Source organism: Pokkaliibacter sp. MBI-7 (genome assembly GCF_029846635.1).
Taxonomy (GTDB): Bacteria; Pseudomonadota; Gammaproteobacteria; order Pseudomonadales; family Balneatricaceae; genus Pokkaliibacter.
The window spans coordinates 1433725-1451205 of the sequence record NZ_JARVTG010000002.1 but is presented as its reverse complement, the minus strand read 5'-3'; the positions used below and the strand labels follow the sequence as shown (position 1 = coordinate 1451205).

Below are 17481 nucleotides of genomic sequence, written 5' to 3'. Positions count from 1 at the left end.
CCGGAGGTGGTGAGTTTATTTCATATACATCCATACCAGACTGTAATCAGAGCCCATGCTCCACAGCAATACGACCACTGCCAGCAGCGCCTCGAGCACCAGAACGCCGATGCCAAGGGTGGTGCTGGAGAGGATGAAGCCCTGTTTACGGCTTATGCCAAGGAAGCTCGGTGTGCCGATATAAAGCAGGTAGCCGGTGTAGCAAACCCCGCTGACGACTGCCAGGAAGCACAGCCACGCAATCGGGTAGAGCGCAAACAAACCACTGAGGAACATCGGTGTGGCGATGTAGCCAGCGAAGACGACACATTGCTGAAGGTCTGGGCGCTCAGGCAGGTGACGCGCCATCCAGTGGATCACACCGCCAACAAAACCGACGGCACCGATAATAAGTACGTAGAACATGATGCCGAGCCAGAGGCCATCGAGCATCGACACCTGAACGGCCTTTTCGCCTCCCAACGTCCAGCCGACCTGCGTTGTTCCAATGTAAGCACTGATGACAGGTATCGCTGCCAGCCACAGCACATGATGGGTGTAAAGGTGACTGATCGTCTCGCCTTCACTGTTGATGGACCGCCATTCACGATCGGGATGGTGCAGCAGACCCCAAATGTGATTAATCATGGATTCCCCCTCGCTTCTTTTGAAGAAGCCTTTTTATTGTCAACCCACACACTGATTCCATGCAGATGCAGTGAACTGTGTCTTGCACTTTTTCAGTATAGATGACTCTGAAAAAATCAAAGGCCTGCCTTCTTGAAAGTTATGCACACTGTGCACTCTGGCGGCTGATCGAGGCGCTATGCCAGGGGAATATGTGGCAGAAAGGGCGAAGAGCGGCATTTCTGGCGCGATTGTCTAAAGGACGGGTCCAGCAGAGCAGAAACAAAGTGAAGCAAAAAGAGTGGCTGCCAAGTGATGTCTGATCGATAGCGGCTGAGCAGATGTTTTTGGGAGGCGGGACAAGGTGATGGGGCGCGTTCCCACAACGGCTGGGAGGCGCGCCCGTTCACGGAGGTTATTTCCTTTGTTTACGGCGTACCAGAGCCACCAGAATCCATGCGGTTGGGATCAGTAGTATCAGCCAGGGCAGCAGGGCGACAGCAAAGGTCAGTACCTCGGCCACACTGCGGAAGAATACGGCGCCACTGTTGTACAGCGCATCAATAAGCGGCTGGATGATGCTACTGTCGCTGAAGGTTGGCTGCACTTCATAGTTCAGATCAATACGTACTTTTTCCGTGAGATTGGAAAGATAGGCACGTTTGCCTTTGGCGGCATCCAGATCACCCTGTACACGTCCCAGCTCACGTTCCAGTTGCACAACGTCTCCGAGGGACGCTGACTGGGTGTTGAGCAGGCCACGCAGACGATCTCGCACCTCTTCCAGATTTTTCAGGCGTGCTTCCACGTCAATCACTTCATCGGTGCGATCCTGACGGTCGATGCTGGACTCCACCAGTCCGGCATCACCGAGTGCCTTGAGGAAGTCAGCCATCTGCGGACGGGCAACACGCACACTGAGAGTGGCCCGGGCCTGCTGGTATTGCTGAGTGGTCTGGATGTTGGCGTTGATGACTTCGCAGTCAAACTTCTGGCAGAGATCTGCATGCTTCTGCCAGGTGGACTGAAGGTCTGCTTCCGGTAGCTGGAAGCGCAGATAGCGGTGTTCTTCAATGAATTGCTGCTGTTCTCCCGGCGCTGCGTCCTGCGCGGCCTCCTGAGCAAGCATCATTCGCTGTGGGGCGGGAGCCATTTTGGCAAAGCCTGCAGCCACTTGCCCGGCGGGAGCACTGCTTGCAGCGTCCTGGCCTTGCTGACAGGCCGTCAGACCCAGTGTGGCTATCAGGGAAAAGCCAATGATCGCGAATGAACGAGGTATTCCTTTCATGAAGTGCTCCTGCATATGAGAGAGGGTCAGCTGGCCATAACAGATCTGACATCGGTGCTGACGGCTGATTTTGGTAAACTGGCGCTCATTCTAGCCTAGGCCATGGACACGATATGTTTAAAGGTGATTCAGATTCATTTATTTTGCCTCTTGCTGCTTATGCCGAGTCACTGGCTCGTCATGCCGGTGAGGTACTGATCAGCGAGCGTAATAACCAGAGCTTTTCTCTTGATTACAAGCGCGGTGTCGAGCTGGTAACGACTGCGGATCTGGCAGCCGATGCGTTGATCCGTGCCGGGATCGAGTCGGTCTATCCTGACCACAATATTCTCTCTGAAGAGTCTGCTCCCGACTTTTCTGACCCTCAGGCACTGATGGGGCCGCTGTGGGTGATAGACCCGATCGACGGCACCGTCAATTTTGCCAATCAGCAACCCGCTGTTGCTGTGTCTATTGCCTTTGCTGTGGATGGCGTGACACAAGTCGGCGTGGTTCACTGCCCCTTCATGAAGGAAACCTTCACGGCTATTCGAGGTCAGGGAGCATTCTGCAACGGTCAGCCCATCAAGGCTGCTCATGTTACCGAGCTGCGACAGGCCCTCGTAGCGACCGGCTTTCCCTATGAGAAAGAAGGTGTACCGCATCTGCTGCAACGGCTGCAGCACGTGATGGCAAAGGTTCAGGATGTGCGCCGGATGGGATCGGCAGCCATTGATATCTGCTATGTGGCGGCGGGGCGCCTCGGTGCTTACTACGAAACGGTCAACCCCTGGGATATGGCCGCAGGCTATTTGATTGCCAGAGAAGCGGGGGCGCAGGTCGGGCGCTTTGCCAAAGCGAAGTCGCTGGTGCCTGAAGAGCTGAATGGCGAACATCTGCTGGTTGCCAGCCCCCCTCTATTTGGACCTCTTCAGCAGATTCTTGAATCTACCCTATGAGTGAAAATCTCGCCGAAAGGTTTGAGCAGCTCAGCCAGCTGCTGGTGGAGGGGGCTGAGTTCTGGCAGCAGGTGCCGTTCAAAACAGAGCAGCTGGACTGGCAGAAAAACTATCGCCCGCTTTGGCGGGCACTGCAGCGGGTCGATGACAAGCAATTGCAGCGTTTTGAAGATGATCCGGAACAGGCAGAAAGCTGGCTGGCAGCATGGTTGCCTGTTACTGCGCTCCAGCAGCTGAGCGGCATACCAGCGACAGGGCAGACAGTTTTATCGCTGCCCTCTACCTGGGGTGATCATATGCCGGGCCGGAAATGGCAGCAGGTATGCGCCTTTGTTTCAGGGGTGACGATAGCGTCTCCCTCGCATTTGCTGGAGTGGTGTGCGGGAAAGGGCCATTTGGCCCGGACTATTTCAAGGCTGTATCAAATGCCGGTAACGGCTCTGGAATGGCAGGTGTCGCTGTGTGAAGAAGGGGAGCGTTTGAGTCGCAGTCAAAACACCTCCGTCACAGCTGTGACTCAGGATGTACTGGCCGACTCGGTGTGCCAGCATCTGCAGGCAGACAGTCATGTACTGGCATTGCACGCCTGCGGTGATCTCCATCGCCGCCTGATTGCGTTGGCAACGCCTGAGAAGATGCAGCGTATTACGCTGGCTCCCTGTTGTTATCACCTGACTGAACAGCCGGTCTATCAGCCTCTTTCACGGCGAGGCCAGCAGATATGTGCTGACCTGCAACTCTGTATCAGTCGCGAACAGTTGCGTCTTGCTGTACAGGAGACTGTAACGGCGCCAGCTTATGTCCGGCGTCAGCGCAGGCAGGCAAGTATCTGGCGTCTGGCCTTTGATCTTCTGCGGCAGACGCTGCAGCAAGACAGCCAGTATCTGTCGATGCCCAGTATTCCGTATGGCCAGCTACCTGCTGCTTTTGCTGACTTCTGCCAGCAGCAGGCAGAGCAACTGGGGTGCTCCATACCGGATCAGACGGATTTTGCTCACTGGCTGCAACAAGGCGAGATGCGTTATCGACAGGTGCGTCTGGCAGAGGTGGTGAGGCATTTGTACCGACGGCCACTGGAAGTGTGGCTGGTGCTAGACCGTGCTTTGGCGCTGGAAGAGCAGGGGTTTTCCGTAGCGCTGAGTACCTTCTGTGCCAGAGAGCTGACACCACGTAATATTTTGCTCAGTGCACATCGGTTATAGCGTTGCCTGATGGGCCATCGCTGTTATCAGGTGTCTGGCCAGCTGTAGGTCTGTAAAAAAACGGGCCCCATAGGGGCCCGATAAACTGCGAGATTGGAGAAGATGTTTGCACATCTTCGGTACAAGCCTCAAGGTTACTCACCCACTCGGTGTGATTTTCGAGGCCGGATCATCCGGTTACCAACACACCGATGACTGCGGGACAGGGGTGGATTGGTAACTGGCTGAATCAGGAGCAACAGAGGCTTAGTGATTAAGAATCTGGCTCAGGAACAGCTGTGTACGTTCATTTTGTGGATTATTGAAGAACTCGTTCGGTTCGTTCTCTTCCACAATCTGACCGCCATCCATAAAGATCACGCGGTTGGCCACGGATTTGGCGAACCCCATTTCGTGGGTTACGCACAACATGGTCATACCGGTTTCTGCCAGGCTGATCATGGTATCCAGCACTTCCTTAACCATTTCCGGGTCAAGAGCTGATGTTGGCTCGTCAAACAGCATCACATCGGGGTTCATGCACAGTGCACGGGCAATCGCCACACGCTGCTGTTGGCCGCCTGACAGCTGGCCAGGAAATTTCTTGGCCTGATCAGGGATCTTCACCTTTTCCAGATAGCGCATGGCGGTTGCTTCTGCTTCCCGACGGGGAACCTTTTTGACCCAGATGGGGGCCAGGCAGCAGTTCTCCAGCACGGTCAGATGAGGAAAGAGGTTGAAGTGCTGGAACACCATGCCCACGTCACGACGGATGGATTCGATGTTCTTCAGGTCATTGTTCAGGGTGATGCCATTCACCATGATCTCGCCCTGATGGTGCTCTTCCAGGCGGTTGATGCAGCGAATGGTGGTCGATTTGCCTGAGCCTGATGGCCCGCAGATGACGATACGCTCGCCTTTCTTGACATTAAGGTTGACGTTTTTCAGAACGTGGAAGTTTCCGTACCACTTGTTCACGTTCTTCAGCTGTACCATGTAGTTTTCTGAACTCATTGTCTAAATCTCCAAATCCGGTACGGCTCAGCGTTTGTGGCCGGTGTGCAGTTTGCGCTCAAGGTGCTGGCTATAACGTGACATGCCAAAACAGAACACCCAGAACATCAAAGCGACGAATACATAACCTTCGGTGGAAAAGCCCAGCCATTTAGGATCGGTCAGTGCTGCCTGAACAATCGCCAGCAGATCAAACAGACCAATGATCAGCACCAGACTGGTGTCTTTGAACAGTGCGATGAAGGTGTTGACGATACCGGGAATCATCATCTTCAGAGCCTGAGGCAGGATGATCATGCTCATGCTGCGCCAGTAGCTCAGGCCCAGCGCATCCGCGGCCTCATACTGTCCTTTGGGAATGGCCTGCAGACCACCACGTACCACTTCAGCCATATAGGCCGACTGGAACAGGGTGATACCGATCAGTGCGCGCAATAGTTTGTCAAAGGTGATGTCCTGCGGAACAAACAGCGGCAGCATAACGGAAGCCATGAACAGCACGGTTATTAACGGCACGCCGCGCCAGACTTCGATGAAGACGACGCAGAAGCTTTTAATAACAGGCATCTGTGAGCGGCGACCCAGTGCCAGCAGGATGCCCAGAGGCAGCGCGGCCGCAATGCCGACGACAGCAATGACCAGCGTCAGCATAAAACCGCCCCAGCGATGGGTTTCGACTTCCATCAGGCCAAAATGACCGCCATGCATAAGTACATAAGCAACGAAGGGGAAGACAAACACGGCAAAGATCGATACCCATTTCTTCCAGGGCAGGTGGTCGATCATCAGCCATGCCAGACAGGCTGCAAGCACCACGAAGGTAGTGTCCACGCGCCAGTACTCGGTTTCCGGATAGAAACCGTAGATGAACTGAGAAAAGCGCGAGGTGATGAACACCCAGCAGGCGCCGCCTGAGGTACAGGCGTCACGGCTGGTACCGAACCAGTCTGCCTTAATGAAAGCCCAGTTGATGGCCGGGATCAGCAGCGACAGGACAATGTAGCCCAGAATCAGACTCATCACCGAGTTCAGTGGTGAGGAGAACAGGTTACTGCGCAGCCAGCCGACGATACCGGTGGTTTTCACTGGTGCGGGCAGGCTTGGCAAAGGTTTGAATTTTTCCATGTTAACGCTCCACCAACGACATGCGTTTGTTGTACCAGTTCATGAACACCGAGATGAGCAGACTGATCAGCAGGTAAACCGCCATGGTGATGAAGATAATTTCAACAGCCTGGCCGGTCTGGTTGAGCGTGGTACCAGCAAAAACAGATACCAGATCGGGATAGCCAATGGCGGTTGCCAGTGAAGAGTTTTTGGTCAGGTTCAGGTACTGGCTGGTGAGTGGCGGAATGATGACACGCATCGCCTGAGGGATAATCACCAGCTTCAGAGTACGACCGTGTGGCAGACCCAGAGCGTGTGCCGCTTCAGTCTGACCATGATGGACTGACTGGATACCTGAACGAACGATTTCGGCAATGAAGGCGGCGGTATAGATCGATAATGCTACCAGCAGGGCCAGAAACTCAGGGATAACAGTGATGCCACCACGGAAGTTAAAGCCTTTCAGTTCAGGATATTCGAGGCTGACAGGTGAGCCGGAAATAAAGAAGGCAATGACAGGCAGACCCACGATCAGGCCCAGATTGACCCAGGTAGTCGGGAAGATCTGACCGGTGTCGTCCTGACGTTTGTGCGCCCAGCGAGCAACGAAGAAGGACGCGATAACACCCGCAATCAGGGCGATCAGGATGATACTGCTGCCTGCTTCAAACACCGGGCTGGGGATATACAGGCCGCGAATATTGAGGAATACGCTCTCACCGATAGACAGGCTCTGCTTGGCAGTGGGCAGGGCGCGCAGAACGGCGAAGTACCAGAAGAAAATCTGCAATAGCAATGGAATGTTGCGGAAAATCTCGATGTAGACCAGTGCCAGGCGAGAGATCAGCCAGTTGTGGGACAGGCGCGCCACACCGATAACAAAACCGAGCATGGTGGCCAGGGCTATACCTATACCGGAAACGAGTAAGGTGTTTAGTAAACCGACTATAAAGGTACGGCCATAGGATTCTTGTTCGTTATATTCAATGAGGGATTGAAGAATCCCGAAACCGGCAGGTTTCGACAGAAAATCAAAGCCGGTCGTGATACCACGTTGCTCCAGATTGGCGAGAGTGTTATCGACGATGATCCAGATTGCTCCCCCAACCGCAAGAATCAGCAACGCCTGGAAAAACAGCGCACGTTTTTCTGGATCATTCCAGAACAGCGGCTTGTTATTAGGCATGGTGCTGTGGGCCTGAGGCTTTTTGGCTTCAGACGACATTCGCAAACCTCCTGAAAGGGATAATTCGATACTCGGGCTTCCGCCGTGGCTGGCGACCGGGTCGCACACATCTTCACCACCGACCAAGGGCATACGGCAGGGTGAGAGGCATCAGCTGAGCATTGAGAGCGGGAATATCCATTCCCGCTCGTGTTTCAAGTGCTGCGCTTTGACAAGCGCATCACACAACCATTAACGCATGGGAGGTGCGTACTGCAGGCCGCCTTTGCTCCACAGGGCGTTCAAACCACGGGCAATGCCCAGAGGAGTGTTGGCACCTACGTTGCGCTCAAAGATCTCGCCGTAGTTACCTACCTGCTTAACGATCTGGTAAGCCCAGTCATTGTTAACGCCAAGCGCCTTGCCGAAGTCGCCTTCAGCACCGGTGAAGCGTTTCACATCGGGGTTGTCACTGTTTTTCATCTGATCAACGTTGGCAGAAGTCAGACCCATTTCTTCAGCAGTAACGGCTGCGAACAGAGACCACTTGACCAGGTTGAACCACTGATCGTCACCCTGACGAACGGATGGGCCCAGTGGCTCTTTGGAGATCACTTCGGGCAGAACCATAGCAGATGAAGGATCAGCCAGTTTGATACGCAGTGCGTACAGCTGAGACTGGTCAGAGGTCAGAACGTCGCAGCGACCTGCTTCAAAGCCCTGCACGGTCTGGTCAGAGGTATCGAATACCACGGGCTGATAGGTCATGTTGTTCTGACGGAAGTAGTCAGCCAGGTTCAGCTCGGTAGTAGTACCTGCCTGGATACATACGGTGGCGCCGTCCAGTTCCAGAGCACTGCTGACGCCCAGCTTCTTGCTGACCATGAAGCCCTGACCGTCATAGTAGCTGACGCCAGTAAAGTTCAGACCCAGCGTGGTGTCACGAGTAAGGGTCCAGGTGGTGTTACGTGACAGCATGTCAATTTCGCCAGACTGCAGCGCAGTAAAGCGCTCTTTGGCGTTCAGAGGGACATACTTTACTTTGCTGGCATCACCCAGGGCGGCAGCAGCCACCGCACGGCACACGTCCACATCAAGTCCCTGCCAGTTGCCTTTGTCATCAGGGTTGGAGAACCCAGGCAAACCTGTGCTGACACCACACTGCAAGTAGCCGCGTTCTTTTACTGTATCCAGAGTCGCTGAGTGACTCTGTACAGAAAAGGTCAGCGCAACCGCTGCGGCGGCAGCTACAGAACCGATCTTCTTCATCTTGGTTATTCCTCGGTCTATCACTGGTTTGGAAGTGCCATATCTGCTAATGGCGAGCTCGACAGGTATAAAGCAAAAGCCGTGCCTGAATTTTTGGCATATGAAAAATTCATTCAAAAACCGTAACTTGAAATGCCAAACTATACGACTTTGCAGGGAAAACCTGTCTAAAACCATTAAGTTTGGCGTTATTGAGTATGTCTAATTCATATGATTAGTTGTGCTCTTGCAGAGTTGACTAAAGTCGGATTGTGTTCTAGTGGCGCTCTTGCGTAACGCCCTATGGGGAAAGTGGTAACAACGAATTGCACTACATTGATGCAAGTGCGTAAGAACTACCCTGCCAGGGTTCTTCACAAAGAAAGTGGCTTGCGTCTTGTTGCTGAAAGGATTCTTCGCCTGCATGTGAGCAGAAAAGTCAGACAATTTACGCTTGCTGACACTTTTGCTCCGGCTCGCCACGTATAATGCGTGGTTTTTCATTTGCACAGTGGGGCGCATTGTCTTTAAAACAGGGTGGCAGAGCTGATCTTCTGATAACCAGCTTCTCCAGAAGATGGTATCTGTCCATTAATCGCTGCAAGGTCTGTCATCAGTGCGCGAGTCTGATTGATGCAGGCGGACAGGTAACAGATGAGTGTTAAGGACGTTATGGCAACGAGCGATATCAGGCAGAATGCGTTGCATCAGGATGAAGGTGAATGGCTGGCGTGTCACGAGTGTGATGCCGTTTTCAGGAAGCAGGCGATTGATGTTCGTTTTGATGCCTATTGCCCACGCTGTGGATGTCATCTCTATGCCAGCCGTCCCGATACGGTGCGCCGTACGCTGGCGCTCAGCCTGACCGGGCTGATTCTGTTTTTTCCGGCGGTCTTGTTGCCGATTATCGGCCTTGATGTGTTGGGCATGTCCAATAGTGCCACTTTGCTTGCTGCGGTAATGGCACTGTTTAATGAAGGATACTGGTGGACCAGTTTTCTGGTACTTGCATGCAGTATTGCAGTGCCCTTTATCGAAATGCTGAGCCTGACAGTGGTGCTGATTGCAATCAGCCTGGACCACTATAATCCCTGGGTCAAAAGCATGTTCAAGTTCTGGCACCTGTTAAAAGGCTGGGGAATGCTGGAGGTCTATCTGATCGGCGTACTGGTTTCCATGGTCAAGCTGCTGGATATGGCGTCGGTCCATATTGGCCTTGGGCTTTATGCATTTATTGGCATGCTGCTGATGACGCTGCTGATGACGTTGAGTCTGGATACTGAAGAAGTCTGGGAGTTTCTGGAGCAGGGGATTCATGCGCCTGTACCTCATCCCGAAGCAGGATCTGCATCGACTGCGACCCCTAACGGAGATGATCAGGTGGCCACTGAGCGTTATGCATTAAAGGAAGAAGGATTAAACAGGCGATGATGGACATCCGTTCTGCCCGCTCGCTGGGCATGGCTTCCTGTAGTCTCTGTCATAAATTATGCCGTTTTGTCGATGACGACGAGATAGCTCAGTACTGTCCCCGTTGCGGTACGCGATTACATAGCCGCTATCCCAACAGTGTGGTCCGTACATGGGCGCTGCTGATTACAGCGGCGATATGTTTTTTACCGGCTAACCTGTACCCCATCATGGTGGTATCCCAGTTAGGTAATGACACGCCAAGTACCATTTTTGGTGGTGTTGTGACTCTGGTACACCATGGCGCTTACGGCATTGCGGCGGTGGTATTTATCGCCAGCCTGGTGGTCCCTTTTTTGAAGTTGATTGGTTTGGTGATTTTGTTGATCAAGATTCAGAGAGGCTGGCATCTGAATGCCAATCAATGTACCTCGATGTACCGCATGATCGAATTTATTGGCAGGTGGTCCATGCTGGACATCTTTGTCATTGCCTTACTGGCGGCCTTGGTTAATTTGGGTGCGGTCGCCCGCATAGAAGCAGGGCCAGCTGCCACGGCTTTTGGACTGACGGTGGTGCTGACGATGCTGGCGGCGATGACCTTCGACCCCCGTCTGATATGGGACAAGGAGGTTGGAGATGAGTGATACCTCCGGTAACGACAGAGACAAGTCGGTCACACTGTCTGATGACAGTGATCAGCGGATAAAGGCTGCCTCGCCAGAACAGGCTGAAGTGCAGAAGGAAGCTACTGGCGATGCCAGTCTGGCAGCGGAAGAGAAAGTAGTGTCAGAAGAAATAAAAGCAGATGAGGATGTCGTTGTTGACGAGCCTCTGGGTAGTGCTCGTCAAGCGTCATCTGACGATCGTCTTGACTGTGCCGAACTACTGCCTACGCCACGAGGTGCTGCACCGGTTGTGCGCAAGCGTCGTAGCTGGTCACTGGTGTGGTTACTTCCTCTGGTGGCTTTGTTGATGGGAGGTTGGCTACTGTGGAAGACGCTGTCAGATGTCGGTATCACAGTACACATCACCTTTAAAAGCGGGCAGGGCATTGAGGCCGGAAAAACCGAGATCCGTTATAAGGGCCTGAAGGTCGGTCTGGTCAAGAAAGTCGACATTGGCAAAGATCTGGAAACGGTCATCGTTGAAGCCGAAGTTGATCGGGCTGCCGAGTCGGGGCTGAGGACAGGAACTGAGTTCTGGCTGGTAACACCGAGCGTCAGTTTTGAAGGGGTGAGCGGTCTGGAAACGCTGGTTTCGGGTAACTACATCGGCGTGCAGCCGGGGGGAGGTTCAGAAACCACTGAGTTTGTCGCCGCCGATAAGGCACCACCCGTGAGTATGGATGAGCCTGGGCTGCATATTACCTTGCGTGCTGATTCACTGGGGTCCGTCAGCCCTGGCACGCCGGTGTATTACAAGCAAATCAAGGTGGGGACGGTACAGGAATATCGTCTGGCCAATAACAGTCAGAATGTTGAAGTCGACATCTATGTTCAGCCGCCCTTCGATGAACTGATTAACAGTGAGACCCGCTTCTGGAATGCCAGTGGTGTTGATATCAGCGGTGGTCTGAACGGCTTCAAGGTACGTACCGAGTCACTGGTTTCTTTGATAAGCGGCGGCATTGCGTTCTCTACACCTAACGATAACAAGGGCGAACCGGTGCGCAACGGCCACATTTTCTCGCTATACAGCGATTACGCCAGCGCTGAAGCGGGCATCAAGGTCAACATCGAATTCGGTTCTGCACAAGGCCTGGTGGAAGGGGTGACTCAGGTGGTCTATCGCGGGGTGCCCATTGGTACATTACAGAAAATGGAACTGAGCCCCGACTTTAACAGGGTGGATGCACATATTCTGTTCGATCCCAAGGCCGAGAGTTTTTTACGCAAAGGTTCCCGGTTCTGGCTGGTGAAGCCGAGTATCAGCCTTTCCGGCTTTTCTGATCTGGATACCCTCGTCAAAGGCAATTACATCGCTGTTGAGCCTGGAGGTGGTGAGCCATCCACTGACTTCACCGCGCTGGGACAAGCGCCTGCCTACAATGAGGCCGAGCCCGGTCTGAAGCTGACTCTGCATGGTCATCAGCTGGGCTCGGTAGCACCGGGGACACCGCTTTACTATCACCGTGTTGAAGTCGGTAGCGTGATGCAGTACAGCCTCGACAAGGATGGTCAGGGGATCACGATGGAGGTGAATGTCAGGCCGCAGTATGCGCGCCTGGTGAATACGGCTACCCGGTTCTGGCATGCCAGCGGTATCAATATCAAAGGCGGGCTGGGAGGGATCAGTATCCAGACAGAGTCGCTGCTGGCCATTGCCACCGGCGGCATTGCTCTTGGTAATGTTGATGACGAAAAGGGAGCACCGGTAAAGCCGGGAACCGAATTTATCCTCTATGACAGCCTCGATAAAGCGATGGAGCGGGGGCGTGTCGTGACAGTACGCTGGCAACAGGCAGATGGTCTGAGTGTCGGCAGTAAGGTCAGATGGAACGGGCTGGAAATTGGTGAGGTCAGAGGGCTACAGCCGGACCGAAACTTTAGCAGCATTACAGCATCGATTTTTCTTGATCTGCAGGGGCAGCGTCTGGCCCGAGAAGGTACCGAGTTCTGGGTCGTGCATCCGCAGCTGAAGCTGACCGAGGTGAGTGGTCTGGACAGCATTGTGGGCGGGGCTTATGTGCAGGTTCGTAGCAAAGGTATGAACGGGCAGCTGAAAACGCAGTTTACCGGTCTGGATCAGGCGCCGGTTGAACAACAGCTGAGCGGATTCCCGGTTATTCTGGAAACCCGTGATCTGGGCTCCATACGCCCGGGGGTTACGGTGTTCTACCGGGGGGTTGCCGTGGGCAAGGTAGTGGATACCCAGTTGGCTGATACGGCGGATAAAGTGTTAATTCAGCTGGCGATTACGCCACGATACAGATCGCTGGTCAGGACGGGATCGCGGTTCTGGAATAACAGCGGCTTCGGTATGGATTTTGGCCTGTTAAGCGGAGCCTCCATTCGCACCCAGTCTGTCGAAACGTTGCTGGCGGGGGGGATTTCATTCGCTACACCAGAGGGCGAGAAAATGGGCCAGCCTGCGGCAGCCAATAGCCGATTCGAGCTCAATGCAGAACCACAACCTGAGTGGCAGCAATGGGCGCCGCGTATTGCCTTGCCACCCCAGTCCAGGGGCAGTGAGCAGTGAAGGTCTGATCAGATGTAACATTCTTTCGGTGAGTGAAAGGTAGATTGTCAGTCAACTGGCTACACTCATTAAGCGGCGTGTAACTTTCGACAGGAGTTTTTCTGGATATTTTGATGAACAGGGCAAAGGGAGTATGCAGTGCCTGAGCTGCCCATGAGTTTTGCTGAACACGTTCAGCAATCACGTCAGCGTCTGGAGCGAGATAAATACCACTCCGAGGCGATGGGAGTTGGCCGCAGCGAGGCTATTGATGCTGTTATGCCCTTCGAGATGGGGAGTGAGCATCAACGTGTTGGCGTACTGCTCATTCACGGCCTGTCTGATAGCCCCTTTACCTTCAGGGATGTTGCCGCAGCGCTGGCACAACGTGGCATTCGTTCACGGTCGATCCTGCTTTCCGGGCATGGCTCACGGGCTGAGGACAGTTTGAAAGTGCGTGCTGGCAACTGGCGCCGTCAGGTCAGGGCACAAATTGCTGATCTGCAGAAGCAGTGCGACAAGGTTTGGGTGGGTGGTTATTCCATGGGGGCTGTTCTGGCAACCCTGGAAGGGCTGGATCTGCCGAACATCGCTGGGCTGATACTGTGGGCGCCCGCCTGGCGGTGTCGCAGTAATATGGTGTGGACCAGTCGCTTGCTGTTTCCTTTTCGGAAGTGGCACAGCGTGCGGCCTGAGCGAGACTTTGCCCGTTACTCATCCTTCAGCATCAATGCCATTCATCAGTATTACCACCTGACGTTGCAGGTTAAACGGCAGTTGAATACCTGCCAGCGCTTCCGTTGTCCGGTGTACATTGTTGCCAGTGAGGCGGATGCCACCATTAACAGTCAGTTTGTTCTGCAGCAGTTCTTACGTTTAAGGCAACCGGACAGCAGATTGGTATGGTATGGGCATGAGGAGCTGAGCGAAACGGGTGTGTTATCCCGGTCTGGTTATCTGCCGGAGCAACGAATCCGAGCTATTGCTCACACCGCTGTCACTTTTTCTCCTGCTAATCCTCACTATGGCAAGCAAGGGGATTATCGCAACTGTCTGGCATATGTGGAGGACAGCACGGCTTTTAACCGCTGCCTGCAGGATCCCGAACCCTGGTTTAGTGAGTATGGGCTGGCAGTGGAAGGAAGATATCCGGCTCGCCTGACCTTCAATCCTTATTTCGAGGAAATGATGGCTGACCTGGGCGACTTTATCTCAGACCGTTGAGCGCGAATTCGACCTTGTGGGACAGCGTCGACACTTATGCGGTTGATACAGGAGTACTGTTGATACGGAAAAGAAAATGCCAGACCCGTGTTGGGTACGGGTCTGGCATTTTTTATCGCTCTAAACGTGGCGAGTCAGGATCAATACAGGGCCTGGTAAAGCTTGCGACGGTAGGTATTCACCAGCGGGTGCGCCGCGCCCAGCATATCGAAAAGGCTAATCAGGGTTTTTCGGGCGGCATCATCACCAAAGGCACGATCCTGACGCATCAGTTGCAGTAACTGCTGCATGGCTTCCTCGTTCTGCCCAGCCATGACCAGTCTTGCGGCTAGCCAGAAACGCTCCTGAGATGCATTGGCATCTGCTTCCAGTCTGGCGTGCAGTGCCGGCATTTCCGGTGCCTCTTTGATGAGGTCCGCAAATGTCAGGCGAGCCAGTACTTCTTTTGCCAGGGTGCTGTTTTTGTGACTGTCCGGCAGGCCGTTGATGATGGCCTTGGCATTGTCTGCATCGCCCAGCTGTGCGCAAACACTGGCTTGCAACAGGAACAGGTCATAGTTTTCCGGCTGCTCTGACAGTGCATCGTTGAGAATGGCCTGAGCGGTGGTCAGCTCGCCAGCAACAATAGCCTGTTCTGCCAGTTCTTTGGGATCAATGCTGGTCTCTGCCTCGACAGGCTTGGTGTACTTCTGCAGCAGGGCACGAATTTGTGACTCGGGCTGAGCGCCACTGAAGCCATCCACGGGTTGTCCATTCTGGAATAGATAAACAGTAGGCAGGCTGCGAATGCCAAACTGCATCACCAGAGGAGACAGTCCCTGATCTTCAGTGTCCACCTTGGCCAGAATAAACCCGCCGTTATATTCCTCGGCCAGTTTGCTGAGAATGGGGAGCAGTGCCTTACAAGGTGCACACCAGTCAGCCCAGAAATCGAACAGAACAGGTGTATGAAAGGACTGCTCGATCAGTTCACGTACGTTGTCCAGAGTGACATTGACGATGAAAGGAGAGGTGCCGGGCTCGATGGCTGCTGTCATGACGGAGTCTCGGTTAATTCAATGTGATTGCAGTGCTGCAGTTTAAACGCAGGCCGGATCGACCACCACCCTCCTGCTATGGATAGAAAGTGGTGAGACCCGCCATGGCGATATACAAACTCAGGCAGCCGCTTGGGCTGTCAGACTATGTGGAGGCAATGTTATTGATTGCAAGTCATATAACGTTGCTGGTCAGAACTCGACACCAGGCTGTGCCTTTATTCCTGCACGAAACGCATGTTTGACATCGCCCAGCTCAGTAACAGTGTCAGCGAGTTCAATCAGCTCTTTCGCTGCACCTCTGCCGGTCAGTACCACATTCTGTTTCACAGGGCGATTCACCAGTGCATGAACGACCTCTTCCAGCGGCAGATAGTCGTATTTGAACATGTAGGTAATCTCATCAAATACCAGCAGGTCATAGCTGTCATCCTGCAATAAATGCTTGCCCTCTTCCCAGACCTGTCTGGCGGCAGCTATATCGGCATCCCGGTTTTGTGTATCCCAGGTAAAACCTGTTCCCATGATGTGGAAGGTCACCCGGTCATGGCCGGCGAAGAATTTTTGTTCACCGCAATCCCATGCGCCTTTGATGAATTGCACAATGCCGACTTTCTGCCCGTGCCCGAGAGCCCGGGCGACCATCCCGAATGCTGAGCTGCTTTTACCCTTGCCATTCCCTGTCAGAAGAACGATGATGCCTCGCTCTTCGGTAGCCTTCGCCACTTGAGAATCAACATGGGCTTTGAGTTTCTCCATACGGGCCTTGTGTCTCTCGGCACGGTCTGACGGGGCTTGGCTCATTGACTCCTCCACGGGCTCAGGGGCGATGCTAAAGCAAAAAGAAATATGGATTGATGAGCGGCTACAGTAACGGCTGTAACCGGGAAGTAAAGCTGCTCATTGCTGTGTTGGGGCTGTTCGTTATGTTGCTCCCCTGATGCAGTGATTTTGAGGAATGAAGGTCGATCACCTGACTATGATGAATTCTGCGTTTAATTCGTTTGATATCAAAGGTTGCGCCTGTCTGGTGATGGGAGGTGCTGAAGCGGCCGACAGGGCAGTGAGAGCACTGCTGGCGCTTGGCGGCAATGTCAGTGTCTGTGCGCCCGTTCTGGCGGAGTCCATGCAATTGCTGGCTCGTGATGGTGGTATCCACTGGATCCACAAGGGGCAACCGGAAGAAGTGCTCAGCCGTCCATGGCAGATCGTTAGTATTGCCACTGATGATGCAGAGCTGGATACCCTGTTGCTAGGCTGGGCCAGAGAGCGTGGCCTGCCCGTATTCCATGCGTCTTCCGTCTCGGCCGAAGCAGCCAGTATTCCAGTGTTGTCTTCGGCGGCACGCCACCTTGTTACTACAGAGGTGTGTGCTACTACAGAGGTGTGTGCTACTGCAGAGGTGCTTGCAGATCAGCCCGTTGCAGCGACGCTGTCTCAGGACAGTGCTGACCCTACAATGAATGACACTGTCAGCCACGTTGATGAGTGTACAGCGGACCCCATTTCCGAAGAGGTTGTCACGGTTCTGACGAACCCTGAGGACGGTGCAGACGCGCAGTCAGTACACATGCCTGAAAGCAATGGAAAGGCTGCAACTGAGGTGGCCACCGAGCCTGCGCAGCCTGTTCTGATTGTCTGGCATCTGCCTGCAGATGCCGATATACAGGCCTTGCCTCAACTCTATGCTGCTCACTGTGCTGACTATCCTGTGCTGCACGAACACAGTGCAGCGTTAGTCCCTGAGGCTGCAAGGCCAAATGAAGTCCCTCTGGATGTACTGCCTGCTCATGCGCAGTGGCTGCAGTGGGAGCAACAGGGTGGTGTGCTGCTCTGGGTCGCTTGTTATACCAAGCGTCAGGAGGCGGCTAACCAGTTGCAGGTGCTGCAAAAATTGCAGAAAACGCAAAATTTCGAGCTGCGTTATTACCGGGCCGCTGAGTTGCAGCATCAGCAAATGGCTCCTGCTGCAGTCAAAGCGCCGAGTAAACCAAGCCGGGGAAGAAGAACAAGCCGTAAACCCGCCCGAAAACCTCAGAAATCCGCATGAAGGCGTCAGTAACACGCTGACGTCTGCTCTCCC

The 17481-nt window shown here is 53.9% G+C and carries 15 protein-coding genes; 7 read left to right on the top strand and 8 right to left on the bottom strand.

Annotation, left to right across the window (positions count from 1 at the left end):
• Window positions 1–15: 15 nt before the first annotated feature.
• Complete coding sequence (locus QCD60_RS26295; protein ID WP_279789925.1) at window positions 16–627, bottom strand: Yip1 family protein; 612 nt, start codon at window positions 625–627, stop codon at window positions 16–18.
• Between the two features lie 394 nt (window positions 628–1021).
• Window positions 1022–1894: a DUF4349 domain-containing protein gene (locus QCD60_RS26290; protein WP_279789924.1), complete on the bottom strand. Its 873-nt coding sequence runs from the start codon at window positions 1892–1894 to the stop codon at window positions 1022–1024.
• A 113-nt stretch (window positions 1895–2007) separates the two neighbouring features.
• Between QCD60_RS26290 and QCD60_RS26285 the strand changes: the two genes are divergently transcribed.
• A complete protein-coding gene (locus QCD60_RS26285; protein WP_279789923.1) occupies window positions 2008–2832 on the top strand; it encodes an inositol monophosphatase family protein in 825 nt (274 codons plus the stop codon).
• Window positions 2829–4034: a methyltransferase gene (locus QCD60_RS26280; RefSeq protein WP_279789922.1), complete on the top strand. Its 1206-nt coding sequence runs from the start codon at window positions 2829–2831 to the stop codon at window positions 4032–4034. The genes QCD60_RS26285 and QCD60_RS26280 overlap by 4 nt, the downstream gene beginning before the upstream one ends.
• A 246-nt stretch (window positions 4035–4280) precedes the next feature.
• Here QCD60_RS26280 and QCD60_RS26275 read toward each other — a convergent pair whose 3' ends face one another.
• The 4 genes from QCD60_RS26275 to QCD60_RS26260 form a co-directional block, all read right to left on the bottom strand.
• Window positions 4281–5009 (bottom strand): amino acid ABC transporter ATP-binding protein, encoded by a 729-nt coding sequence (locus QCD60_RS26275; protein ID WP_279791071.1) that lies wholly within the window; start codon window positions 5007–5009, stop codon window positions 4281–4283.
• 45 nt (window positions 5010–5054) lie between these two features.
• The gene (locus QCD60_RS26270) at window positions 5055–6152 is read right to left on the bottom strand and encodes an amino acid ABC transporter permease (RefSeq protein WP_279789921.1); all 1098 of its coding nucleotides are present in this window, start codon (window positions 6150–6152) and stop codon (window positions 5055–5057) included.
• A gap of 1 nt (window position 6153) precedes the next feature.
• Window positions 6154–7359, bottom strand: a complete 1206-nt coding sequence (locus QCD60_RS26265; RefSeq protein ID WP_279789920.1) for an amino acid ABC transporter permease — start codon at window positions 7357–7359, stop codon at window positions 6154–6156.
• Window positions 7360–7551: 192 nt separating this feature from the next.
• Window positions 7552–8568, bottom strand: coding sequence for an amino acid ABC transporter substrate-binding protein (locus QCD60_RS26260; RefSeq protein WP_110185982.1), 1017 nt, complete (start codon window positions 8566–8568; stop codon window positions 7552–7554).
• Between the two features lie 651 nt (window positions 8569–9219).
• On the opposite strand from QCD60_RS26260, the gene QCD60_RS26255 reads away from it, so the two are divergent.
• The 4 genes from QCD60_RS26255 to QCD60_RS26240 all read left to right on the top strand — a co-directional run bounded on the left by QCD60_RS26255 (window position 9220) and on the right by QCD60_RS26240 (window position 14361).
• Window positions 9220–9978: a paraquat-inducible protein A gene (locus QCD60_RS26255; protein ID WP_279789919.1), complete on the top strand. Its 759-nt coding sequence runs from the start codon at window positions 9220–9222 to the stop codon at window positions 9976–9978.
• Window positions 9975–10604 carry a paraquat-inducible protein A gene (locus QCD60_RS26250; RefSeq protein ID WP_279789918.1) on the top strand — a complete coding sequence of 210 codons (630 nt, stop codon included), beginning with the start codon at window positions 9975–9977 and terminating at the stop codon, window positions 10602–10604. The genes QCD60_RS26255 and QCD60_RS26250 overlap by 4 nt, the downstream gene beginning before the upstream one ends.
• On the top strand, window positions 10597–13158 hold the full coding sequence (locus tag QCD60_RS26245; RefSeq protein ID WP_279789917.1) for an MlaD family protein: 2562 nt from the start codon (window positions 10597–10599) through the stop codon (window positions 13156–13158). Before QCD60_RS26250 ends, QCD60_RS26245 begins: the two co-directional genes overlap by 8 nt.
• Window positions 13159–13296: 138 nt before the next feature.
• The gene (locus QCD60_RS26240; protein WP_279789916.1) at window positions 13297–14361 is read left to right on the top strand and encodes an alpha/beta fold hydrolase; all 1065 of its coding nucleotides are present in this window, start codon (window positions 13297–13299) and stop codon (window positions 14359–14361) included.
• A gap of 140 nt (window positions 14362–14501) precedes the next feature.
• Here the strand turns inward: QCD60_RS26240 and QCD60_RS26235 are convergent, their stop codons facing one another.
• Together QCD60_RS26235 and cobO are read right to left on the bottom strand one after the other, a co-directional pair.
• The gene (locus QCD60_RS26235) at window positions 14502–15398 is read right to left on the bottom strand and encodes a co-chaperone YbbN (RefSeq protein ID WP_279789915.1); all 897 of its coding nucleotides are present in this window, start codon (window positions 15396–15398) and stop codon (window positions 14502–14504) included.
• A gap of 192 nt (window positions 15399–15590) precedes the next feature.
• Window positions 15591–16202 carry a cob(I)yrinic acid a,c-diamide adenosyltransferase gene (cobO, locus tag QCD60_RS26230; RefSeq protein WP_279789914.1) on the bottom strand — a complete coding sequence of 204 codons (612 nt, stop codon included), beginning with the start codon at window positions 16200–16202 and terminating at the stop codon, window positions 15591–15593.
• A gap of 175 nt (window positions 16203–16377) precedes the next feature.
• Between cobO and QCD60_RS26225 the strand changes: the two genes are divergently transcribed.
• Window positions 16378–17448, top strand: a complete 1071-nt coding sequence (locus tag QCD60_RS26225; RefSeq protein WP_279789913.1) for an NAD(P)-dependent oxidoreductase — start codon at window positions 16378–16380, stop codon at window positions 17446–17448.
• Window positions 17449–17481: the final 33 nt, after the last annotated feature.